The sequence below is a fragment of the Thermogladius calderae 1633 genome, assembly GCF_000264495.1.
GTDB lineage: Archaea > Thermoproteota > Thermoprotei_A > Sulfolobales > Desulfurococcaceae > Thermogladius > Thermogladius calderae.
Genome location: NC_017954.1, coordinates 848,154 through 869,544 on the forward strand (window position 1 = coordinate 848,154; position 21,391 = coordinate 869,544).

The following is a 21,391-nucleotide window of genomic DNA, read 5'->3' on the forward strand; positions in this document are numbered from 1 at the left end:
GATGAGCCTGGAGCTCCACCCTGTAAGCGTCACGCTCGACGACGTGAGCAAGTACTTCGGGAACGTCGTCGCGGTGGACCACGTCTCCCTAAAGATCGACAAGGGCGAGTTCTTCACGATACTCGGCCCCAGCGGCTGTGGTAAGTCTACGACCCTTAGGATAATCGCTGGCTTCGAAGTGCCCGACAGCGGGAGGGTCTTCTTCGACGACGAGGACGTCACGTTCAAGAAGCCCTACGAGAGGGAGACGGCTATGGTCTTCCAGAACTACGCGTTGTGGCCCCACATGACCGTCTTCGACAACGTCGCCTACGGCCTGAGAGTCAAGAAGAAGAGGTATAACCTGAGTGAAGACGAGATAAAGAAGCTGGTTAAACAGGCGCTGGAGCTTGTAAGGCTCGAGGGGATGGAGAAGAGGTACCCCCTACAATTGAGCGGAGGGCAGCAGCAGAGGGTAGCCCTAGCCAGGGCACTAGTTGTGAGTCCGAGGATCCTCCTCCTCGACGAGCCCCTCAGTAACCTGGACGCCAAGCTCAGGATCGAGATGAGGGAGGAGCTGAAGAGGATACAGAGGAGCTTGAAGATAACCACCGTCTACGTGACTCACGACCAGGTGGAGGCGTTGAGTATGAGCGACAGGATCGCAGTCATGAACAGCGGCAGGATAATGCAGGTGGGCCGTCCCGACGAGGTCTACTTCAGGCCTAAAAACCTGTTCGTAGCCGAGTTCCTGGGGAGGAGCAACATCTTCGAGGGCGAGATTGTAGGGGAGAAAGGGGACTACGTCCTGGTGAAAGTAGTAGAGCTCGACAAGGACATCCCGGCAACACCAGTCGAGAAAGGCCTGAAAGGAAAGGTCGCAGTAGTGATAAGGCCAGAGGTAATCGTCGTCGGGTCCCCTAAGAGCGACACGGACGTTATCTTCAAGGGTGTAGTGGACTTCAAGATGTTCGTTGGCGATAAGCTCGAGGCGAGAGTGAAGGTGGGCAAGGTCACGCTCTTAGCGTACTTGCCAAACTACATCGACGTCTCGGTAGGGTCTACTATCGAGCTCGGGGTCTCCGCCAGGAACATAATCGCGTTACCATACAAGTAGTATACTGTCGACCCGCAACGGCCGAAATACTAGGGGGGAGGCTTTTTACTTGAGGATACTAGCCATAGGAGACACTCATATACCCGATAGGGCAAGCCGAGTGCCACCCCTGCTACTCGACCTCATAAACCGGGGTTCTTGGGACATAGTAGTCTTCACAGGCGACTTGACAGGAAGGGAGGTACTCGAGTGGGTTAAAAGGCTCGCCGGGAGCGTCTACGTTGTGAGAGGTAATATGGACTACCTTCCCCTCCCGAAGACGGCCGTCTTCGACGCCGGCTTGTTTAAGTTGGGCGTACACCACGGTGACCGGGTGTACCCGAGAGGCGATATCAGGCAGTTGACCGAGATAGCGGTGCGGCTCGGGGTGTCGGTGCTCTTCTCCGGCCACACCCACTCGCCTTTCGTGGAAGTCGACAGCACTGGTAGGTACCTACACATAAACCCCGGCTCTCTTACGGGCGTGTGGGGAGGAGGGGACGCTTCCATGATCCCCAGCATGGCCGATGTCGAAGTCTCGGGCCAGGTCATATGCGTCAGGCTCTACGAGCTGAGGAACGGGGGCGTCCGCGAGACGTCGAAGTGCTTCTCCTACGAGGGCGGGGTTTTCAGGTACTGCCAGACCTCAAAGCCTCTATAAAGGTCCTGCTCAAGGGGTAGGGGAGCATTAGCGAAGACACGAGTTTGACGAGGTAGGTCCCGGCCGACCTCGCGATTTCAGCCCGGTTCTCCGACCTCTCTAGATAGGAGCGGAGGAACACCGACATTTGCTCCCTGAAGCCGGCCAGGGCGAAGACGTTCTTCTCCAACGTCGCGAAAAGGTAGGAGGTAATGAATACTAACAGGTCCCATATCATCGCTTGGGGTCTCGCTGGGCTGACCGCTTGCTCGCAGTCTATGACGTACCACTTGTCCCCTCTCTCGCTGTAGACGATGTTGTCCAGCTTCGTGTCCCCTAGAGAGTAGCCGTAGTTATGCGTCTCACTGAACACTTCTCCAAGCCTGTCCAGCTGTTTTCTAACCACCTCTACGTCGTTCGTTCCCTCGACGAACTCCCTGGCGATCAGGGCGTCTCTGTAGTCGACAAGGATTACTCTAGGTGTGGAGAAGCCTCTCAGCTTCCTGAATGCTCTCACCTCCCGCTCCAGCCTGTTCAGGGGCTTGACCTCGAAGGGGTATACCTGGAGGGGGATTGTCGACGCCTTTATGAAAGCCCACTTCAAAATCCCTGGCTCCCTCCCGTACTCTTTCACCACGACTTTCACGTCGCCGAGTTCGACTACCCTTACCTGGAGGTGTACCTCTCGTAAAGAGTCGACTATGTTCCTCAAACCGCGACTCCTGTAGTAGACTACTCTTACAGCAACATATATAAGGAGGGTCGGGTGCCCAGGGGAGTCACCCTTGCTCATCCCGCCCCGTGCCTACGGGGGTGTGGCAAGGGCCGGTCCGATAATAAAATATCGGTGGACAGCTTCTTAAACGTTCCCGTGAAAACAATTTGTAATGGAAAACCCGATCTCACTTAAAGTCTCTGTCTGTTCTATTTAAATTCATGTCCTAGACACCCTCATGGCTCCCGGCTAAATTCTTAATTACTATGGCGACTCATCAAGGCGATTGCAACTACTGAGGGGACAAGATGGCAGTAACTGTCGTCGAGTCACAGAAGCCTATTGTCGAGCACAACATTATAACCCTTGACATAAAGCAGAGGAAGAAGGTGATATCGCTCAGAGTAGACGAGAGTGCTATAACGACTATTGACAGGTACCTGATGGCCAACGGCCTACCTTCGCGGACAGCTGTCCTGAGTAGGCTCGTCGAGGCTTTCGCTAACGGTGTTAGCGGGGAGAGGGGGAGGCTCAGGGAGATAAAACTCGTCCTCCTTTTCAACTCGGTAAGCGACAAAGAAAAAAGCGAGAGGCAGGTTATAATAAGGCTCGCGTAGCTAGAGCTTCCCGGTCTTGACTTTTTCGACAATAAACCTCACAATGTCGGCGGGCATGCTTATCTGGTGAGCAAGCTGCTCCACGTTGACGTCCGGCCCATACCTCGCTATAGCCTCTTTAACCGCGGTAACCGCCTCGATGTAGACGACTTTACGCCCCTCCCTGACCTTAGCTACGATACCCATCCTGTTTAGCTCCGAAAGGTACTTGGACTCGATGGTCCTAGGCCTGTTGGTTTTCTGCGAGACTGTGTCGGCTGTAACCTTCTTCAGGTCGAGAACGGTCTTCAGGGTCTTCATTAGTGTTGGCCTTATCGCTATCTTCCTGTTCATTAGAAACCTTATGTCGTAAATAGAGCAATACTCTTCACTTGACAACCTAACACCCCATTGTGAAAACTCAATCCTCTATGATGATCTTTAAATTAAGACCTTAATAAATATTTTGAATCAAGCCATGCTAGGTATACCAACTTTTCGTAAACATGCTTTTGATGACGTATAGTGTTTTTAACGCCTAGACCCGAATAAGATAGCTACGCTCGGGGTGGTTACATGGGCTTCGTAATCCTTCACGGAGGGGCGGGCACGTGGCGCGAGAGTAAAGTGAAGTCGAAGGCGGTGGAGGCGATCGGTCGTTGCGCGAAACTGGGGCGGGAAGTCCTCGAGAGTACCGACAACGCCCTGGCGACCGTAGTCGAGGCCGTCAAGTGCATGGAGGACTCGGGCTACTTGAACGCAGGAGTAGGGAGCGTCCTAGACCTGGTGGGCGAGAGAAGTCTAGACGCCGGGTTAATGACCAGCACGGGCCTCGTGGGCGCAGTGGCTGCCGTCAGACGTGTCAAGAACCCGATACTCCTAGCCAGGTTTATAGCCGAGAACACCCCCCACGTCCTCCTCGCAGGCGAGAGGGCTGACGAACTGGGCCTCCTCCTCGGGCTGGAGCCGCTACCACCCCCTCCTCCACACGTATTCGAGAGGTACAGGGAGTCGCTGGCGAGGCTCCTCGGCAAGTCTGTCGGGGACGCCTACTACCTCAAGATCTACGCCTTGCTCGACGCCTTGAAGAATCTGAAAAAGTCGCTGTCGGAGTCTTTGCTTCTCGGGGACACTGTAGGGGCAGTCGCGGTGGACGGCAAGGGCGTCCTAGCCGCGGCCACCAGCACCGGCGGTGTGTCCCTGAAACTCCCCGGGAGGGTGGGGGACTCCCCTATTCCAGGAGCTGGCTTCTACAGTGGAAAGTACACTGCGTGCAGCGCCACCGGGTACGGGGAGGTGATCATAAGAGAGATCCCCTGCCGCAGGCTGGAAGAGCTTGTGGGGAGCGGGCTGGGCTTGAACGAGGCGGCCGAGGTAGTAATAAGAGAGGCGACAAGCAGGCACGGAGCCGGGAACATGGGGTTTATAGCGGTAGACAGGGAGGGTAGGTTCGTTGTCAAGTACAACACTGAGGCGATCCTGGTCGCCTACGTAGGCGCCGACGGGAGACTTGTCGTGGTGGACAAGCCGTAGCGCCTTTTTCAACCTGAGTTTTAATAGAAAGCTTTTAGGAAGATGCGTATTGCGTAACACCTTCGAGAGCTCAGAGGAGGCGCTTGCATATAGGTCCGCGCTGAGGAGGAGGGTCTGGAGCGCGCTGGAAGAAGCGGGTGTAGCCGCTTTCCCCAGGCCTGTCTACGGCAGGATACCGAACTTCGTCGGCGCAGAGCAGGCGGCGTCGAGACTTATACGAGTACTACTCGATACGGGTGTTAGCGCTGTCTTTGTCAACCCCGACTCCCCCCAGGCACCCGTGAGGAGGATGTTGCTCGAGGAGGGCGTTAAGGTCTACGTGTCGACCCCCAGGATATCAAGGGGTTTCGTCCTCCTCGACCCAGCCGCAACACCCAAGGGAAAGGCTCGCGAGGCCTCCACAATCAGCGGGCTCTTCAAGTACGGGAGGCCCGCAAACCCGAGAGACATGCCCAGAATAGACGCCTTTGTCGCGGGCTCGGTGGTCGTGGACCACGGTGGCGGCCGGCTAGGTAAGGGGGAAGGGTACAGCGAGCTGGAGTACGCTATACTCGCCCACTTTAAGCTGGTCGACGAAAACACAATAGTTGCGACGACTGTTCACGACCTCCAAGTAGTCGAGAGCCCGATCCCCTTAATGCCCTGGGACCTTACGGTCGACCTCATATCGACGCCTACGCGCCTCATAAGGGTCGGCGGGTTGAGACAGAGGCCCACGAGAGTCGACTGCGGACTGATACCGAGGGAGAAAGTCCTGGAGATACCCATACTGAGAGAGCTGTGTGAGCAGGCTTAAATAGCTACTCTGCCGATAGTCCCTGGCGTGGTCTGGGATGCCTGCTAGACCGTACAGGCTACTCTACCCGCTCAGAACCTACCTCATTACCTCTGGCTCCTACCCGGAGGAGTATAACGTCATGACGGCCGACTGGGTGACGGTTGTGTCGTCCCAGCCCTTCTACGTAGCGGTGTCGATCGCCCCGGAAAGGTACACCTACAGGCTGGTGAAAAAACACGGGGAGTTCGTAGTCGCGGTTCCGAGCTGGGAGTTGTTGAGAGAGGTATGGCTCGCTGGAAGCCTAAGTGGTCCCGCCAAGCTCCGCGAGTTGAGGCTGACCTTCGAGAGGGGGAGGCGCGTGAAGGCCCCGGTGATCCGCGAGGCGGTAGCAAACCTTGAGTGCAGGGTGCTGGAGTCTAAGCTCTACGGCGACCACGAGCTGTTTATCGGGGAGGTCGTCTACACTCACCACACCCCTCGGGCGTACGACGACCTCACACCCCGCCCCGACCTCAAGGTCATCCTACACTTGTCGGGTAACATGTTCCTCTCGAACGAGACGGTCGTCACGTCAGTCTAGGGGAAGAACGAGTTGAGCGAGGAGGGCAAACCCCGAGGGGTAGAGAGGAAGGTTCTCTTAAACCCCTTCGTAGCCTACGGCTTGATCAAGGGGTTCTTCTCGGCGAGGAAGCTCTGTAAGGTGCTAGCGGAGCAGGGTCTAGAGTTCGAGAGCACTGGTGAATGCGTCAAGCAGCTGAGGAGGCTCTCCAATAGGCTTGGGGAGCTCAGGGGCTTTGACGAGAGGCTAGTCGCCCGCATCCTTGAGGAGTCCAGCCTCGAGCTCAAGACGGACCTAGCCGTCTTGAGCGTCGACCTGGGGGCTTACCCTGAAGTCCTGAAGCTTGTCTCTGAGATAAGGGGTAGGGCGAGGTTCCTCTCCGTCATTCAGAGCGTGTCGTCTATCACGATCGTGATCGACAGGGAGCACGCGGGGCACTTTATAGAGAGACTGGGAGCGCATGTCCTCTACACGGCGAACAACGTGTCGGCCGTGATAATGGTGAGCCCAGACGAGGTCATTAACACCCCCGGCTTCATATCAGTGGTCACGTCCCTCCTCTCTCTCCACGGGATTAACATCCTCCAGTTGTTGTCCTGCCATAGGGACACGATAATGATCATGAGCGAGGAGGACAGTAGGAAGGCTTTTCAACTACTATCGGAGCTATCAAGATAGGAGGTGATAGCGAAGCCGTGCTGGGGTGGTCGGTTGGTCAATAGAGTACTGGTATCGGCACTGACGATCGTTTCCGGGGTATTTTACGGTGCCGAGGCCTTTTCGTTATACGTCGGCCTATCCTACGTACTAGACTTACTCGCGTTCATGAAACCGCTGATGTCCTACTTCGAGGGTCTCAGGCTCGTGTTCACCAGCTTCAACCTCCTGTTGTCGTTGCTGTCTTTGATCGTAGGAGTGCTGGTGTTGAAAATACGCGAGGAAAGGCTCGTCTCCCTATCGCCAGTTCTGATGTTTGTCACAGTAGCGTCTATTCCTGTCGGAGGCGGGTTCCTCGTAGGTTCCGGGCTATCCGCTCTGGCCACAAGCCTACTGCTCGGCGAGGGTGTAGAAGTAAGACTGGCCTAAAACGCGTTTGCTCAGAGCTTAGGGTTAGAGTCCAGTGATCCTGTTCTTCAGGATCGACCCGGCCTTCATGACTAACAGGATCCTATTTTTGTCCAGCAGTATCTTGGGGTCGTCGAGGGGGTTGCCGTCGACTATTATCAGGTCTGCTAGCTTCCCCTTCTCGAGGCTGCCTGTCTGGTCTCGTAGACCAGCTACCTCGGCGGCGTTGATCGTCGCGGCCCTCAAGGCCTCCGCTGGGGGCATTCCGATCTTCTCGACGAACAGAACGAGCTCGAGCGCGTTGTCGCCGTGCTTGAACGCCCTCGCGCCGCCCCAGAAGTCCGTCCCCGTAGCGAGCTTGACGCCGGCCCTCCACGCTGCCCTAGCCCTTTCGACATGGTACTTGATGAGGAAGCCCTCTTTTTCAAGAGCCCAGTCTGGGAGACCCAACTCCCTGCCGTACGTGAGGATGTGCTCGGAGACGGCGAGCGTCGGCACCACTACGGCGTCCTTTTCCAGCGCGAGCTGGATCCCCGTCTCGTCGATCATGTCTGCGTGTGCGATGACCTTCACACCACCGAGTAGCGCGTTGACTATCCCCTTGTCCCCCTCGGCGTGAGCGTGGACGAACCTCCCAGCAGCCTTCGCCTCCTCGACGATCGCCTTTATCTCCTCCAGGGTGAACTGCGTGTACTCGGGCCTGTCCCTCTGCGACATCACGCCACCCGTTGTGAAGATCTTTATGAAGTCCGAGCCCATCCTTAGCGCGTACCTAGCGGCCTTCCTACACTCGTCTACGCCGTCACAAATGAGGGAAGCAAAGGATCCTATCCTGTGGGGCGACCTTGCGTCGCTAATCTCTAGTGGGAGGTAGTGTGTGTCTCCGTGGCCGAACGTCTGCGAGAGTGGTGCGCCGGCCGCCACTATCCTGGGCCCCACGACAGTCCCCTCCTCTACGGCCTGCTTCAGGCCGAGGGCGATCAATCCGCCGGCGTCGACGACAGTCGTGAACCCTGCTTCGGCTAGCGCCTCAAGGTCCCTGACAGCCCTAGCCACGAGTGTCTCATAGCTCGTGAAGAGGGGCTCTTTCACCACGTCGCCCGTCCTTAGGCCTGATAGGTGCATGTGGGCGTCTATGAGCCCCGGCATAACGACCCTTCCGCCGGCGTCAATGACCTTGTCCGCCCTGGAGGCGTCGACTTCGCCGCTAGTGCCCACGTCGGCTATGTACTTGCCCTCGACTAGCAACCTAGCGTTCTCGACGATGCGACCCTTTTTCACGTCTAGGACACGTGCGTTGTCGATCAGTATCGTCTCCATCACCCTGATACACTAGAATGGGACATACTTTAAAAACGTATACATATATGTAGTCAGGCGTACATCTGCGTGTGCTTCTGCTCTCTCTGCTGTGGTAGTATCGGGTATGCCTCGTTGAAGAGCGAGACTATTATGGAGTACGCGTTGAGAACCCTCATTACCGTCTTCAGAAAAACCTGTTTACCCTGAGCTCTTACCTCGTCGTCAAACAAGACTAGCGCCACTGTCAGGGTCTGCGGGTCTAGTATACTGGGCTGGATCGTGAGCTGGCAGTCCACACAGGCGGTCAGCAAGATCCTGGTCAACCTGCTCATGAACCTCAGGACCTCCTCTTGCCTCATCGACGTCAAGTACTTCCTGTGCTCCGGTGAGACTACCACGCCTATCAGGACAACGAGCCTGTCCGGCTTGTCCAGCGTCTTGAAGACCTTGAAGTTCACCTGGAACGGTGGTGGCGTGTTGACGTCGAGCCCCCACGTGATCCTAGCCTCAGGCGGCGCCTCCAGCTTCCTAACAATAAAGCCCTCCTGTATAAGCCACTCGTTAACTCTCTCCTCTACGCTGTCCTTGCTCAAAAACCCATACACCTACCCATGAAACTATCTATGACGGAAAGTAAAAAACGTTTACAAGCCCGAGCACGCGTCACTCGTACCTAAGGGCCTCGGCTGGCGGGATCTTGGCGGCCCTGTAAGCCGGGAGTATTGACCCGAGGACGCCCACGAGGATTGTCAGGCCGATCACCCCTCCGATCAAACCGGGAGTGAACTTGGGGGCCGTCCTGATCGTCACCTTGAAGAACTCGCCGCTGGATATCGTTAGACCTCTAGACGCTAGCTGGAACGCGCCAACAACTCCGCCCGCGATCCCGATGGCTCCTCCAATAAGGCTCATCAGTACACCCTCGAACAACGTCAACACGACCACCTGGGTGTCCGTGAAGCCGATGGCCTTCATGACGCCTATCTCCCGCGTCCTCTCCATGACGCTCGTGATCATCGTGGACGCTATCCCAGCCACTGCGACGGCGAATGCCGAGAGGCTGGCCGCGAAAGTCATGAAGTTGACAGCGCTGGTGATAGACGACGCGATCCTGGCGATGCCGACAAACGAGATAACGTTGGCGTTGTTCCCGAGTAAGTCGCTGATCTTCCTCGCCACCCCGTCAACGTTGGTCGGCGAGTCGACTAACACGAGTATCCCGCTCCAGTCGCTGGCACCCATGAGTAGCCTAGCCGAGTTGAACGGGACGAAAATCGACTTGTCGGGGTTTAGGAATAACGCTCCACCGTACTTCGCGAGGACGGCGGAGACCATGATGTTCAACCTCCTGGCGGAGACGCCGTTTGAGTTGGACACGTAGACAGTTACGGACACGACGTCTCCAGGCGAGTAGACCCGGTGACCATTGTCGTCGTAGGCGATGTCGTACCCTATCATGCCCTTCCCGACGTCCGCCTGTGTCGGGGGCGTGCCCTCCAAGACCTCGAGCGACGTGATCGCCTTCAGTAGGAAGTCGGGGTCTACGGCGTAGACGAATACCGTGTCGGTCGGCCTGCCGCCCAAGTACCCCTGTGTAGTGTAGAAGGGGGCTGCGGTGACGACGTGGTCGAGGCCCTTGATCCTGTCGAGGTCTCTCTCGCTCAGCTTGTACCCCTGACTCGGCGTGACGATCACGAGGTTCTGGCCGAGGCCCTGGATCTGGTTTACGATGTAGTCGCTGTAGGACGAGGTGACCCCGTATATCATGGTGATAGCGAGCGGGCCTATTGCCACCCCGATGATCGTGAGGAGAGCCCTAGCCCTCTTCTCGGTGAGCCCCTTGTAGCTCAGCATGATTATGTCGGAGAGCCTGATCATCTACTGCGCGCTCCTCCTCGCGAAGAACTTGCGGTGGAACAGGTAAAAGAAGCCTGCGAGGAACAAGGCCACCGCGCCCACCGTCAACGCGTAGTACAGCTGGACGCCCTGCTCCGATGCGGGGGCGGGCGTGGTGAGGGTGGCGTTAGTCACTGTGAGCGGGACAGTGAAGTCCTTCTCGTAGACGTTGTTGTACTCGTCTTTAAACGTGACCCTCAACGTGATCTTGTCCAAGGTTATCTGCCCCACGCTCATTTCGACTCTGAACCCCGTTTGAGACGCCGCGTCTAGATCGCCCAGGAACTCGTAAGAGGAGGTGTTGCCGTATACGCAGTACACCGTCACACTCCTCGCTCTAGAAACGCCGGTGTTGATGATCATCCCGTTGACCACTAGAGTCCCTCCCACGACCTTCGCGTTCGTGTCCGGGGTCAATACCAAGTCCACGAACGGTTTAACCGTGAAAGCCACGGTCTCGTTGAGGGTCTCCACGAAGCCGCTCGCGTCCTTGTAGATGACCGTCACAAGGAAGACGGCGGTAGGCGACGAGGCCGTCACCCCGGGTGCCACGGACACGCTCACAGGGTTGTACACCAACCTGAAGGCCAGGGTCGCGTTGCTCTTTGGTGGCAGTACCTCGATATACCTCACGTTGTCGAGGGGTACCGCCGTCATGCTCTGCGGTATTAGCAACACGTAAACGTCGTAGACCGGGTAGTCGTACGCGTTGGACAGGTATAATCTCGCCAACCCCGTGCTGTTGGCGAACTCCACGGCTACCCTGTCTGTGTACACGCCGAGCAGAGGTGGCCTAGGAGAGACCACGAGGGGGAGGGCGATATTCAACTCGTACCTCTCACCCCAGTGGTCGGTGAAGCTGGCCCGTGCGACTAATGTGGCGTTCTCTAGGGGCTCGCTCGCTATGTCTAGGACGAACAAGACGTCTACGAAAGCACCTTTCGCCACGCCCCCTGTCTGCGCGCTCGTTAACCGACTTATCAGTTCGGCCAGGCTAATCCCTCTCTGGGCTATCTGAGCGTATTGGGCGATCAGTTGGGGAAGACTGCCTGTAAACCCTGTGGCCTTCTGGGTGAGCGTAAAGGCGTCGACCAGTCCCGAGGGGAGGTCTGCCTCAACTAAGACGCCGTTCATTGCGGGGAACTCCGCGTTCAGGATCCTAGCGTAGTAGACGGCGCCCCTCTCCCCAGGGTACGGCTGGCCAGTCAGCCAGCCGTAGGACACGACGCTTATCGCCTTCGACGGGTCGCTTATGGTGAGGGGTACTTTGAAGAACTGTCTGCTCACCTGTGCTAAACCTCCAGCTGTAGTAGCATAAGACACTTCGAGGGTACCGCTGTAGACACCCGGGGTAACGTCCCCGATGTCGAGGGTGAACGACGCGGTGAAGACCTGGAAGGGCGGTACCGGCCCCTGGACGTAGTAAGTGAGGCTGTAGTTGTCGTGGCTCCTGAGCCCCTCGGGGACGACGAGCTTCAGCCACACCCCGCTGACCTGGTAAGGCAGGCTGTTGGCGAGGGTCACGGTGTAAACAGCGCCAGTGGAGTTCGGGTAGGCCGGGTAGCCGTTGAGCCAGTTTGCGGAGACCAGTGAAACACCGGCACCAGGCTCCCAACCTGGTAGCAGGACCTCCAACTCTCTACTGGTCGTGAACAACTCGTATGTGCCTACTCCGGCAGCCGCGTACATGAGCGTCAGGTTGAACCTCTTTAGTCCAGGCGAAGCCTTTGAGAGGTCCAGGTAGAAGACCAGGCTCGCGGTGGTGCCGGGCTGGACTGGCACCTGGTTGGTGACGTTGTTGTTGAGCACTCTGAGGTCTGACACGAGAGGTGTGAGAGAAGCTATGAGTGTACCTAGCGGCACTGGACCTGGATTGTACACGATAATGGTCAGTGGGGCCATAGCGTTGCCAGGGTAGACGTACTGCGGGGTGTTGTAACCCCAGAAGTAGCTCGAGACCACGGGCTCGCCTACACTAGACGCGAGTCGGTCTGGGGGGCTCACTACTACGCCGGTGCTCAAGGCGATCTCGACTAGCTTAGTCGAGCCGTCGTTGTTTGTCAGGAAGCCCCTCACGTAAAGCTTGAGCGGGTAGTAGCCGGGTCTGGCGCCGGGCTTCACCAGTATGTCTGCGAACTCGACTCTCGTAGTCGCCAGCGGCTGGATGTTTATTCCGTGGACTACTAGTGTCGCTGGGTAAAAGGCCTCTGGCAGGTGTAGTTCGATGGTCGAGTCCCTAATGTAGGCGCTCATTGAGTTGTACAACTCGAAGACGAGGGTGTTCCCGGCACTATTCGGGTACGCCGCGCCTCTAGCCCAGTGGACCCCCTCCACGTAGAGACCGATCGGTGGGCTGACGACAGGTAGTAGTAGGTTGATCGTAGCTGTGGCGGGGAAGCTCGAGCCGCTGTAGACCACCACCGCATCGAGTACAAGGGTCAAGCGGACGAAGGTCACGTTCTCGAACAGGTTAACCCCTCTCAGTACCAACGTGAAGACGTCGCCGTAGTTGACCGGCCCGTCTACCACCACTACCTCGACGCTCGAGAGGTTGCTGAAGTACCCGTTCTCAACCATGGCGTAGACTACGATGTTCTTGATCGTGTAAGTCGTGAAGCTGCGGATCGTCACCGAGACCCCCGTGTTGTTCATCCCCGGTAACACGACGTCCCCTGTGAAGCGGTAGTCCACGACCTGTAGTGTTAGATTAGGCGCCCTATCAACATCGAACTCGAAGGACAGCTGGGCGGAGGCATTGTACTCCACGCCGTCGCTAGTCATCAGGGTGGCGTTTAGCAGGAGTAGCCCCTTGTACACGCCGGGGGCTGCGTAGGGGCTTATCGCCAGCCCGTTGTAGACCAGTGTTCCGACCCCGTTAGGTGGTAGCGTAGATATGCTCGTCCTATTGCTCTCTGCCTTAATGAAGTCCGGGAGGCCCACCTCCGCGTCAAGCCTCGTTATCGTAGTGTTACCGTTGTTTTCGACCTCTATGACCAGGCTCGTGGGGTAGGCTCCGGGATAGCCCGCGGGCGTCCAGTACACGTCTCGCACCCTCACGTCGAGTGGGGGTAGAGGGCTTACAGTGAGGTTACCGTAGAGGACTTGGTAGGTTAAGACGCCCTCCTTGAAGTACGAGACATTGAGCTGGAACACGTAGACACCTGGGCTGACATACTTGCTCACGTCTACTACGTAGCGGTAGTCCAGCAGATACCCAGACGAAACGGCGTACCCCAGCGTGTAGTTGGAGGGCGCCACGCAACCCGGCGACCTAAGAGTGAAGCCAGGAGGGAGGTTGATACACGCGACCGGGTTGTACGCCGACTGGTTAGAGCTGTACAGGATGCTCACGGTAAGCAACGCACCGGCGCTCCCGGGGTAGACGTCCCCGCCGGTCCTAGAGACGAACGTCACGCTCTGGAGCGTCCAGTCACCCGCCGGCGAGGACGCGTTGGGTAGGGGCGCGAGCAGAGCCAGGACCAGCCCTAGTATCGCTATGGCTGCGCGCACGGGCCTCACCCTGTCCCAGTGTTCGCTATACACTTCTCCTTCACGGGGGGCTTCACGTCTACTATCCTGCCGTCCCTGATCACGTATATCACGTGGCTACAGTTGGCTACCTCGGGGTCGTGAGTGACCGTTATAACCGTCAGGCCCTTCTCGTTCAATGTCTTGAACGTCTCCATGACCACTCTTGCGGAGGCCCTGTCGAGGTTACCTGTCGGCTCGTCGGCTAGGAGTATGGCGGGCTTGCCGACTATCGCCCTAGCGATCGCGACCCTCTGTTGCTGCCCCCCGCTCAGTTGCGTCGGCTTCTTCCTCAGCCACTCCTCCTCCCCACCAACCATTTTGAGAGCCTCCACGACCATTCTCTCCCTCTCGCCTCTCGGTACGCCCCTCGCCACTAGGGGTAGCTCTACATTCTCCATTACGCTGAGCCTCCCTATCAGGTTAAACCTCTGGAAGACGAACCCTATCAGGTAGTTCCTGTAGAAGGCCATCTCCCTACTAGACAGCCTCGAGACGTCCTTCCCTGCGAGTACGACGTCTCCTCTAGTGGGCTTGTCTAGTAGGCCGATCATGTTCAAGAGCGTGGACTTACCCGAGCCGCTGGGCCCCATTATGGCAACGAACTCCCCTCTCGCGACTCTTAGATCCACACCTCTAAGAGCCGGGGTCTCGATATCACCGGTCTTATAAATCTTCCAGACGTCCCTAAGCTCGACTATATAGCTCAAGAACCACCACCGCAGTACTGTTTGAAAGACTCGATGAGCTTCCCCCTATCCTCGAATAGGCTTTCGAATACACGGTTAGCTCCTACTCTCCTGGCCTTCTCGTCAATAACCTTAATAGGGTTACACCCCTCTTTATCCAGAGTCTTCAAGTTGTTTACGAGGACCTGCTGTAGTATGTCAACCAACCTCGCGTCTGCGGAGTCCGCGATGTGCACTATCAGGCCCTCTAGCGTAGTGAAGGGCTGGAGGCCGTGTGCTTCTACCACAGCCCTGATAAGCCTGTCGGGCGCGCCGCGCTTAGCGAGCTCGGCTACGAGAGAGTAGTCGTGGGAGACATACCAGTCGCCTCGGGGCTTGTAGCCGCCCTCGGCCTCGTCCTTCTCGTACTGGTAGTACTTGAACAGGTCGTGGAGTATAGCGGCGGCTATCACGAGGTCTCTGTCCGCCTTTAGTCCGTAAACGGTCTCGACGTAGTCCCTGATCCTGACGGCTAGCTCGACGACGCCAAGCGTGTGGAGTAGGAGGCCTCCCGTGAAGAAGTGGTGTTTGCGCGGCGCAGCTGGGGATTCGTGGAGGGTTACTTGCGGCCTCGCGTCAGTGAACGTCAGCACCGGGTCCTTGAGCATGTCCTGTACTACTTGCCTGATGCGGGGGTCACCTATACTTCCGGCGTACTCTAGTAGCCTATCGAGCAGCTGGCTCACGGCCATCACACCCGATATATCAGCAGATATACTGTTTAGGTTATAAATATATTCGATCAGAAACGCTTATAAAGACGCATGTATCTGGTGATATACTTAGCGGTGGCAGGGTGGTGGATAGACTCATATACAGAGGGATGCTAAGGGTGATCGTACTGAAAAGCCTCTCAGAGCAGCCCTTGCACGGCTACGCGTTGATGAACAGGATCGAGGAGTCCTACGGTTTTAAGCCGAGCCCAGGCGCCATATACCCGCTCTTGCGGAGGATGATCTTGGAGGGCCTCGTCACAGTCGAGGAGAGGCGTGTAGGCGATAAGGTCGTGAAAGTATACAGTGTCACGGATATGGGGGTCTCGTACTTGAGAGAGCACGCAAGCCTCGTGACGTTACTAGACCAGTTGTCGGCGAAGCTGAAGATCGCCAGCGATATAGGGCTGTTGGCGCTCGCCAAGAACCTTTTCTGGCTGTTCAGGCACATCAACGAGATACCGAGCGACAAGCTCAACGAGTTCAAGCCGAAGTTCTCCGAGTTGAACGAGATGATATCGAGGCTCAAGAGGGTGGAAACGTGGAGGTAATCGTTGTAGAGAACCTGGTCAAGAAGTACAAGGACGTCACAGCGGTGAACGGGGTCAGCTTCACGGTTAAGAGGGGTGAGGTGTTCGCTCTGCTGGGGCCGAACGGTGCTGGCAAGACTACTACGATACACGTGATCGCCACCTTGCTCAAGCCGACATCCGGAAAAGTGCTCGTAGAAGGGTTCGACGTGTCGAGGGAGCCTGGCAAGGTGAGGAGGCTTATCGGGATTGTGTTCCAAGAGCCGAGCCTGGACAACCAGCTCACTGCTTACGACAACATGTACATCCACGGCAGGCTCTACGGGCTCAGGGGTAGGGAGCTCCACGAGAGGATAATGGAGATGCTCGACTTCGTAGAGCTTAAAGAGTTCGCGTATAAGCAGGTCAAGTACTTCAGTGGGGGTATGAAGAGGAGGCTCGAGATCGCTAGGGGTCTCCTCAGCAACCCCGACGTCCTGATCCTCGACGAGCCCACGATAGGGCTCGACCCGCAGTCGAGAGCCAGGGTATGGGAGTACATTAGGAGGCTTAGGAGCGAGCTCGGCATTACAATACTCATGACCACACACTACCTAGACGAGGCAGACGAGCTCGCGGACAGGATCGCGATCATGGACCATGGGAAGATCGTCGCGATGGGCACGAGCCTCGAGCTGAAGAACATGCTCGGCAGCGATGTGATCTACCTCAGGTTCGCGCAGCCGGTAACGGAGAGCGTCTGCCGAGAGTTCAGCGGTGTCAAGGACTGCAGACTGCTGAAGGACAGTATGGTCGAGTTGGTGGTGGAGAACGCAAACAAGCTACTACCAGAGGTCATGAAGGTCGTCGTGGAGAGAGGGCTCAGCCTCCAAGAGGTGAGCTACAGGAAGCCGAGCCTCAACGAGGTCTTCCTCCACCTGACGGGTAGAGAGCTGAGGGACAGTCTCGAATTCCCGCAACCAGTCGCGAGGAGGTGGCACAGGTAGTGTACAGGGACCTCTCCCCTCTAGTAGCAATGGTGTACAGGCAGGTCAAGAGGTGGATGGGGGCCAGGTCGAGGCTCGTCTCCACTGTGCTGAACCCGCTGGTGTGGATCATATTTTTGGGCCTCGGCTGGGGGTCGGTGTTCTCGGGGACGAGTTTCAGCAGGTTGCCGACCGGGATACCCGTACCACCCGGCCTCTCGATCTCCGACATGATCCAGAGGTATTTCAACACCATCTTCGGCGGCGTAGACTACCTCACATTCATGGTCAGCGGCATGGCTTCGATGACTGTGTTCATGGGCAGCTTCATCGGTGGGTTAAGCGTCATATGGGACAAGCAGTTCGGCTACTTGAAGGAGACGCTCGTAGCCCCCGCCTCTAGGAAGCTCGTGATAGCTGGTAGGATACTGGGCGACGCTATCATAACTACGCTACAGGGGCTGATCGTGGTGCTACTCGGCCTTGCGTTGGCGGGGGGCTTGAGACTAACCGGCATACCCATAGCGATAGTCTACCTGTTCATCTCGGCTCTAGCCTTCTCGTCCCTCGGGGTAATAATAGCCCTCAAGCTGACAAGTGTGGAGGGCTTCCAGATGTTGATCAACCTACTGACGATGCCGCTGATGTTCATGAGCGGCGTGTTCTACCCGTTCACCACGATGCCCGACTGGATGAAGGTGTTTGCCCAGTTCAACCCGCTGAGCTATACTGTCCACAGCGTGAGGTACTGGCTCACCGGTGCCGACGTCGGCCTCTACCCGATGAGCCCTGTAAACGACCTCATAGTGCTCGCGTTAGTAGGGTCTGCGATGTTGTGGTTAGCGGGGGTCATGTTCGAAAAAACTTCTATTGAGGAGTAAACCCCCTCGGGTAGATAACGCCTACTAGGATGAGCCCCTTGAACCTCCTCCCGTCAATGTAGACGTTTTTCACACCCCTCTCCCTCATCCTCTTGTCGAACTCGTCTGGTTCTAGTTCTAGCGGGTTGTAGGCGTCTGAGGCTATAATGAAGTTCACATTAACGGCGAAACTAGGTATCCAAGTCCAGTACTCGCCGATGTACTTGAAAGCCCTAGACAGGTTCTCTTTCACGTACAAGTACTCCTGCGTGTAGAAGTAGCTAGAGCCGGCTTGCGTGACGAGAACACCGTCCCTCTTCATTATGTTCTTCAGTTTACTGTAGAACTCGTAACTATAGAGGGGCTTCGCGGCGGGGCCCGCGTACGGGTCTGTCAGGTCTAGTATAACAACGTCGAAGTCTCTTTCACTGGCTTTCTCGACGTACACTAGTCCGTCCATGATCACGACCTCTGCTCTAGGGTCGTGGAAGCTACCCTTGTGCATCACCTCTAGGTACTTCTTCGAGAACTCCACGACGTCTCTGTCGATGTCTACCATGACCGCCCTCTTCACCGTGCTGTGCTTCAGCACCTCCCTCAGGGTCGCCCCTTCACCGCCACCGATTATCAGGACTTTCTCGGGCTTGGGGTGTAGTGCCATAGCGGGCTGGACGAGTAGCTCGTGGTATATGTGCTCATCTGCCTCCGTGCTCTGGATGAAGTTGTCGATGACAAGGGCTTTCCCGAACCCCTCTATCTCGACGAACGCGATCTCCTGGTACGGGGTCTTCTCGACCGCGTAGACTTTGTTGACCTTCAGCACGTGCCTGGTGTACTTGCCTGCGGGTTCTAGTATGATTAACCCCTCGAACTCCACCACGTCACCCCACCTTCATTTTGAGGAACTCCTCGATTATCTTGTCGCCCGTGCTCGTACCGATCCTAGTAGCCCCCGCGTCTATCATGGCCAACGCGTCGAGGGCGTGCCTGATACCGCCCGAGGCCTTGACACCTATCCTCCCCTCGGCGGCCCTGTACAGCAAGCTCACGTCGTGTACTGTGGCCCCCTCGCCGAGGAAGCCGGTGCTCGTCTTAACGTAGTCGGCACCCGACTCCAGTACCAGCCTCGCTGCTTTTACTTTTTCTTCGTCGGTGAGTAGACCGGTCTCTATTATGACTTTGACGACCTCCACCCCCCTGTCCCTCGCCTCTCCCACGACCCTCTTCAGCTCGTTGAGGACGTAGTTGTAGTCGCCCGACTTAAAGGCGTTCAAGTTCATCACCACGTCTACTTCTCTGGCACCGAGCTCGGCAGCCTCAACTACCTCGGCAACCTTGACTCTCGTCGACGTGTTGCCCAAGGGGAAGCCTATTACAGTGGCTACCCTAATACCTGTGCCTCCGAGTTCAACGGCCTTCGGGACTAGGCTCAGCGGCACCACCAGCGCCTTGAAGCCGTACTTCTTGTAGTCGTTCACGTACTTCTCTAGTTGCTTGTAGTCCGACTGGGGCTTTAGTAACGTGTGGTCGATCATCGAGGCTAGCTCTCTATCACTCATTTTCCCGAGTAGCTCCAAGATCCTGCCCAAGGAACCACCCACTAATAAATGGCGTGAGGGCCCATATTATACTTAGGGATTACCTTGGAGATATACGTTGGGACGAGTGGGTGGCTTTACATTTGGAACGAGGAAGGCACTTTAGACTGGTACATCGAGGAGAGCGGTTTAAACACGGTGGAGTTGAACGCGAGCTTCTATAGGTTCCCTTTCAGGAACCAGGTGTTGTCTTGGGCTAGGAAGGGCGCTGGGATCAAGTGGGCTATCAAAGTCCACAAGAGTATAACGCACGCGAGGAGGATGAGTGAGAGGGCCTTCGAGGTGTGGCTGAAGTTCAGAGACCTCTTCCAGCCCATGGACAGGATAGTCGAGTTCTACCTCTTCCAACTACCCCCGAACTTCACCTGTAAAGAGGAGAACCTAGACCGGCTGAGGAACTTCTACGACAAGACGGGGCTCGGGCAGAGGTTTGCGCTCGAGTTCAGGCACGAGTCGTGCTTCAACGAGGAAGTGGTCGAGTGGGCCAGAAGCCTCGGCCTAACACTCGTCTCGATAGACGCACCTATAGCGACATGGGTTGTGAACTCGAACGGAACTGTCTACCTCAGGTTGCACGGGCACACGGAGTGGTACGGCTACGAGTACTCCGAGAGCGAGCTCCGAGAGCTGGCCGAGAGAGTCGTGTCACAGAGACCCTCGAGAGTCTTCGTCTACTTCAACAACGACCACTACATGCTGGAGAACGCCCGTTTGATGAAGAGGATCATGGAGTCCATGGCTGGAGTATGCCAATGACCGACGTGTCCACGATATACAGCGAGATCTACATCGAGGCGGGTGAGAAGGCCAAGCTACTAGCGGAGAGGTACGGCTACCTCCCCTACATGGTCCAGCGCTACCTGCTAATACTGGGCCACGAGGACACGTTGAAGCTACTGGAGGCGTTTGAGAGGCCGCTGAAACCCGTTGTGAGGGCCAACACTTTCCTAGTAGAGCCCGACAAGTTGAGGAGGAGACTCGAGGAGATGGGCTTTGGGCTGGAGAAGGTTCCGTGGTACCACGGGGCTTTCAGGGTGGTGTCTTCTCCCGGACACCCCACGATTGGGGCGACCCACGAGTACCTCAAGGGGCTCTACTACGTGCACAGGGACGCCTCGGCGCTAGCCCCAGTACTTCTACTGCTACACGAGTACAGGGGCGACGTACTCGACGCCTGCGCGGCGCCGGGCGGGAAGGCAACGTTCGCAGCCCAGCTACTGGTTGGGCATGGTGTGGTCTACGCCAACGACATTCACCTACCCCGCCTAAGGGCCCTCGTAAGCCACTTCATGAGGATGAAGCTCCCCAACAACGTCGTCACCTGGGCTGACGCACGGCGGCTACCAAAGTCCTGGAGCAAGAGGTTCAGTAGAGTCGTAATGGACGTCCCCTGTAGCTCCGAGGGGACTATAATGAACGACCCTTCGAGGAAGACCAAGACTACACTAAAGGACCTCGCCCTGCTCGCCAAGAGGGAGATAGAGTTACTCCAAGCTGGTATCGAGATGCTCGAGCCAGAGGGTGTTCTGGCCTACATCACGTGTAGCATCGCGCCGGAAGAGAACGAGTACGTCGTGACAAAGGTCCTGGAGTCCAGGAACGACGTAGACGTCGTAGAGCCGCCGGTGAAGCTCTTCGAGTGGGACAGGGGGCTAAGCTCGTTCCACAAGCTGGTTTTCGACGACAGGGTGAGGAGGTGTGTCAGGATATGGCCGCACAGGCACCAGATGTTCGGTTTCACCTTCTGCCTCATCACGAAGGTAAGGTGGTAGAGTCGTTTGAGGGAGAAGCGCAAGATCAAGTTCTACAACGGCCCAGCTCCTAGAGACTACGTCGCGGAGCTGCTTAGGTACTTCTCGGAAGCCTTTGGCGTAGAGGCTAGCGAGTTCTTCAACCCCAACAGGCTCGAGGAGACCTGCTTCGGGGTCGTCTGCGTCCTATACGAGGGCAGGGCTCCATCACCCCGCGCCGTGTTCTCGGGTAACGCTGTGGCCGTGGTGGTGAAAGGACACGTGGTGCTAACTCCAGTGCTCTACGAGAAGGTCTTCGGCAGGCTGGGACTGGTAGCCGCGGTCAAGGCTTCAGAGCAAGGAGTGAAGGCGTTCCTGTACGGGAAAGACCTCCTCCTCGAGAGCGTCCTGGAGATCTACCCGCCAGTCGACAGCTACGTGGCGGTCGTGGACAGCGTAGACGGACTCGTGGTCGGTGTAGCGAGGTGGGACAGCGGGTCAAGGGTTTTCAGGAACATCTTCGACATAGGCCTATACTTGAGGGGGTTTGGATAGCTGGTTTAGGTAACGTTTTTTAAGT

The 21,391-nt window shown here is 56.9% G+C and carries 24 protein-coding genes; 14 read left to right on the forward strand and 10 right to left on the reverse strand.

The genetic code is table 11. The annotated features are described in order from the left end of the window. Nucleotide 1: 1 nt before the first annotated feature. Together TCELL_RS04715 and TCELL_RS04720 are read left to right on the forward strand one after the other, a co-directional pair. Nucleotides 2–1,096: an ABC transporter ATP-binding protein gene (locus TCELL_RS04715; protein WP_014737582.1), complete on the forward strand. Its 1,095-nt coding sequence runs from the start codon at nucleotides 2–4 to the stop codon at nucleotides 1,094–1,096. A 49-nt stretch (nucleotides 1,097–1,145) separates the two neighbouring features. Next, entirely contained in the window at nucleotides 1,146–1,736 is a 591-nt protein-coding gene (locus tag TCELL_RS04720; protein WP_014737583.1) for a YfcE family phosphodiesterase, read from the forward strand. On the opposite strand, the gene TCELL_RS04725 is transcribed toward TCELL_RS04720, so the two are convergent. Continuing rightward, nucleotides 1,705–2,508 carry a BUD32 family EKC/KEOPS complex subunit gene (locus TCELL_RS04725; RefSeq protein ID WP_014737584.1) on the reverse strand — a complete coding sequence of 268 codons (804 nt, stop codon included), beginning with the start codon at nucleotides 2,506–2,508 and terminating at the stop codon, nucleotides 1,705–1,707. The two genes, TCELL_RS04720 and TCELL_RS04725, sit on opposite strands and share 32 nt — an antisense overlap. Nucleotides 2,509–2,738: 230 nt before the next feature. Here TCELL_RS04725 and TCELL_RS04730 point away from each other — a divergent pair, with 230 nt between their 5' ends. Beyond that, the gene (locus TCELL_RS04730) at nucleotides 2,739–3,047 is read left to right on the forward strand and encodes a hypothetical protein (protein ID WP_014737585.1); all 309 of its coding nucleotides are present in this window, start codon (nucleotides 2,739–2,741) and stop codon (nucleotides 3,045–3,047) included. On the opposite strand, the gene TCELL_RS04735 is transcribed toward TCELL_RS04730, so the two are convergent. After that, the gene (locus TCELL_RS04735) at nucleotides 3,048–3,425 is read right to left on the reverse strand and encodes an ArsR/SmtB family transcription factor (RefSeq protein ID WP_048163181.1); all 378 of its coding nucleotides are present in this window, start codon (nucleotides 3,423–3,425) and stop codon (nucleotides 3,048–3,050) included. It lies immediately after the preceding gene. 177 nt (nucleotides 3,426–3,602) lie between these two features. Between TCELL_RS04735 and TCELL_RS04740 the strand changes: the two genes are divergently transcribed. Genes TCELL_RS04740 through TCELL_RS04760 form a run of 5 tightly spaced genes read left to right on the forward strand, consistent with a single transcriptional unit; the run spans nucleotide 3,603 to nucleotide 6,982 of the window. Further along, nucleotides 3,603–4,559 (forward strand): isoaspartyl peptidase/L-asparaginase, encoded by a 957-nt coding sequence (locus TCELL_RS04740; RefSeq protein WP_014737587.1) that lies wholly within the window; start codon nucleotides 3,603–3,605, stop codon nucleotides 4,557–4,559. A 49-nt stretch (nucleotides 4,560–4,608) separates the two neighbouring features. After that, on the forward strand, nucleotides 4,609–5,355 hold the full coding sequence (locus TCELL_RS04745; RefSeq protein WP_014737588.1) for a 5-formyltetrahydrofolate cyclo-ligase: 747 nt from the start codon (nucleotides 4,609–4,611) through the stop codon (nucleotides 5,353–5,355). A 37-nt stretch (nucleotides 5,356–5,392) separates the two neighbouring features. Then, nucleotides 5,393–5,917 (forward strand): flavin reductase family protein, encoded by a 525-nt coding sequence (locus tag TCELL_RS04750; protein ID WP_014737589.1) that lies wholly within the window; start codon nucleotides 5,393–5,395, stop codon nucleotides 5,915–5,917. Nucleotides 5,918–5,929: 12 nt separating this feature from the next. Continuing rightward, nucleotides 5,930–6,574: an ACT domain-containing protein gene (locus TCELL_RS04755; protein WP_014737590.1), complete on the forward strand. Its 645-nt coding sequence runs from the start codon at nucleotides 5,930–5,932 to the stop codon at nucleotides 6,572–6,574. Between the two features lie 33 nt (nucleotides 6,575–6,607). After that, nucleotides 6,608–6,982: a hypothetical protein gene (locus TCELL_RS04760; protein WP_048163183.1), complete on the forward strand. Its 375-nt coding sequence runs from the start codon at nucleotides 6,608–6,610 to the stop codon at nucleotides 6,980–6,982. Between the two features lie 24 nt (nucleotides 6,983–7,006). On the opposite strand, the gene TCELL_RS04765 is transcribed toward TCELL_RS04760, so the two are convergent. The 6 genes from TCELL_RS04765 to TCELL_RS04790 form a co-directional block, all read right to left on the reverse strand. After that, complete coding sequence (locus tag TCELL_RS04765; protein ID WP_014737592.1) at nucleotides 7,007–8,281, reverse strand: metal-dependent hydrolase family protein; 1,275 nt, start codon at nucleotides 8,279–8,281, stop codon at nucleotides 7,007–7,009. 53 nt (nucleotides 8,282–8,334) lie between these two features. Next, nucleotides 8,335–8,856 (reverse strand): DUF2299 domain-containing protein, encoded by a 522-nt coding sequence (locus TCELL_RS04770; protein WP_157864704.1) that lies wholly within the window; start codon nucleotides 8,854–8,856, stop codon nucleotides 8,335–8,337. A gap of 70 nt (nucleotides 8,857–8,926) precedes the next feature. Next, nucleotides 8,927–10,141 (reverse strand): ABC transporter permease, encoded by a 1,215-nt coding sequence (locus tag TCELL_RS04775; RefSeq protein WP_014737594.1) that lies wholly within the window; start codon nucleotides 10,139–10,141, stop codon nucleotides 8,927–8,929. Beyond that, nucleotides 10,142–13,669 carry a COG1361 family protein gene (locus TCELL_RS04780; protein WP_048163185.1) on the reverse strand — a complete coding sequence of 1,176 codons (3,528 nt, stop codon included), beginning with the start codon at nucleotides 13,667–13,669 and terminating at the stop codon, nucleotides 10,142–10,144. It abuts the gene before it with no gap. Nucleotides 13,670–13,674: 5 nt separating this feature from the next. Beyond that, nucleotides 13,675–14,397 carry an ABC transporter ATP-binding protein gene (locus TCELL_RS04785; RefSeq protein ID WP_014737596.1) on the reverse strand — a complete coding sequence of 241 codons (723 nt, stop codon included), beginning with the start codon at nucleotides 14,395–14,397 and terminating at the stop codon, nucleotides 13,675–13,677. Beyond that, nucleotides 14,394–15,107 (reverse strand): HD domain-containing protein, encoded by a 714-nt coding sequence (locus TCELL_RS04790; RefSeq protein ID WP_014737597.1) that lies wholly within the window; start codon nucleotides 15,105–15,107, stop codon nucleotides 14,394–14,396. The genes TCELL_RS04785 and TCELL_RS04790 overlap by 4 nt, the downstream gene beginning before the upstream one ends. A 104-nt stretch (nucleotides 15,108–15,211) precedes the next feature. On the opposite strand from TCELL_RS04790, the gene TCELL_RS07325 reads away from it, so the two are divergent. Genes TCELL_RS07325 through TCELL_RS04805 form a run of 3 tightly spaced genes read left to right on the forward strand, consistent with a single transcriptional unit; the run spans nucleotide 15,212 to nucleotide 17,504 of the window. Next, entirely contained in the window at nucleotides 15,212–15,679 is a 468-nt protein-coding gene (locus TCELL_RS07325; protein ID WP_052307224.1) for a PadR family transcriptional regulator, read from the forward strand. Next, nucleotides 15,670–16,644 carry a daunorubicin resistance protein DrrA family ABC transporter ATP-binding protein gene (locus TCELL_RS04800; protein WP_014737599.1) on the forward strand — a complete coding sequence of 325 codons (975 nt, stop codon included), beginning with the start codon at nucleotides 15,670–15,672 and terminating at the stop codon, nucleotides 16,642–16,644. The genes TCELL_RS07325 and TCELL_RS04800 overlap by 10 nt, the downstream gene beginning before the upstream one ends. Next, nucleotides 16,644–17,504 carry an ABC transporter permease gene (locus tag TCELL_RS04805; protein ID WP_238528997.1) on the forward strand — a complete coding sequence of 287 codons (861 nt, stop codon included), beginning with the start codon at nucleotides 16,644–16,646 and terminating at the stop codon, nucleotides 17,502–17,504. The genes TCELL_RS04800 and TCELL_RS04805 overlap by 1 nt, the downstream gene beginning before the upstream one ends. On the opposite strand, the gene TCELL_RS04810 is transcribed toward TCELL_RS04805, so the two are convergent. Together TCELL_RS04810 and deoC are read right to left on the reverse strand one after the other, a co-directional pair. Continuing rightward, nucleotides 17,491–18,363: a spermine/spermidine synthase domain-containing protein gene (locus TCELL_RS04810; RefSeq protein WP_014737601.1), complete on the reverse strand. Its 873-nt coding sequence runs from the start codon at nucleotides 18,361–18,363 to the stop codon at nucleotides 17,491–17,493. The genes TCELL_RS04805 and TCELL_RS04810 overlap by 14 nt on opposite strands. Nucleotide 18,364: 1 nt before the next feature. Further along, nucleotides 18,365–19,042 (reverse strand): deoxyribose-phosphate aldolase, encoded by a 678-nt coding sequence (deoC, locus tag TCELL_RS04815; RefSeq protein WP_048163714.1) that lies wholly within the window; start codon nucleotides 19,040–19,042, stop codon nucleotides 18,365–18,367. Between the two features lie 84 nt (nucleotides 19,043–19,126). Here deoC and TCELL_RS04820 point away from each other — a divergent pair, with 84 nt between their 5' ends. The 3 genes from TCELL_RS04820 to TCELL_RS04830 are packed head-to-tail and all read left to right on the forward strand — an operon-like array spanning nucleotide 19,127 to nucleotide 21,366. Then, complete coding sequence (locus TCELL_RS04820; protein WP_014737603.1) at nucleotides 19,127–19,837, forward strand: DUF72 domain-containing protein; 711 nt, start codon at nucleotides 19,127–19,129, stop codon at nucleotides 19,835–19,837. Further along, nucleotides 19,828–20,853 carry an RsmB/NOP family class I SAM-dependent RNA methyltransferase gene (locus TCELL_RS04825; RefSeq protein WP_014737604.1) on the forward strand — a complete coding sequence of 342 codons (1,026 nt, stop codon included), beginning with the start codon at nucleotides 19,828–19,830 and terminating at the stop codon, nucleotides 20,851–20,853. The genes TCELL_RS04820 and TCELL_RS04825 overlap by 10 nt, the downstream gene beginning before the upstream one ends. A gap of 6 nt (nucleotides 20,854–20,859) precedes the next feature. Next, a complete protein-coding gene (locus TCELL_RS04830; protein WP_014737605.1) occupies nucleotides 20,860–21,366 on the forward strand; it encodes a hypothetical protein in 507 nt (168 codons plus the stop codon). Nucleotides 21,367–21,391: the final 25 nt, after the last annotated feature.

What these genes read in the sequence shown, in the direction of transcription:
- TCELL_RS04715 (WP_014737582.1), top strand. Translation starts at nt 2, where the DNA reads ATGAGCCTGGAGCTCCACCCTGTAAGCGTCACGCTCGACGACGTGAGC.
- TCELL_RS04725 (WP_014737584.1), bottom strand. Translation starts at nt 2,508, where the DNA reads ATGAGCAAGGGTGACTCCCCTGGGCACCCGACCCTCCTTATATATGTT.
- TCELL_RS04730 (WP_014737585.1), top strand. Translation starts at nt 2,739, where the DNA reads ATGGCAGTAACTGTCGTCGAGTCACAGAAGCCTATTGTCGAGCACAAC.
- TCELL_RS04740 (WP_014737587.1), top strand. Translation starts at nt 3,603, where the DNA reads ATGGGCTTCGTAATCCTTCACGGAGGGGCGGGCACGTGGCGCGAGAGT.
- TCELL_RS04750 (WP_014737589.1), top strand. Translation starts at nt 5,393, where the DNA reads ATGCCTGCTAGACCGTACAGGCTACTCTACCCGCTCAGAACCTACCTC.
- TCELL_RS04765 (WP_014737592.1), bottom strand. Translation starts at nt 8,281, where the DNA reads ATGGAGACGATACTGATCGACAACGCACGTGTCCTAGACGTGAAAAAG.
- TCELL_RS04775 (WP_014737594.1), bottom strand. Translation starts at nt 10,141, where the DNA reads ATGATCAGGCTCTCCGACATAATCATGCTGAGCTACAAGGGGCTCACC.
- TCELL_RS04790 (WP_014737597.1), bottom strand. Translation starts at nt 15,107, where the DNA reads ATGGCCGTGAGCCAGCTGCTCGATAGGCTACTAGAGTACGCCGGAAGT.
- deoC (WP_048163714.1), bottom strand. Translation starts at nt 19,042, where the DNA reads ATGAGTGATAGAGAGCTAGCCTCGATGATCGACCACACGTTACTAAAG.
- TCELL_RS04825 (WP_014737604.1), top strand. Translation starts at nt 19,828, where the DNA reads ATGCCAATGACCGACGTGTCCACGATATACAGCGAGATCTACATCGAG.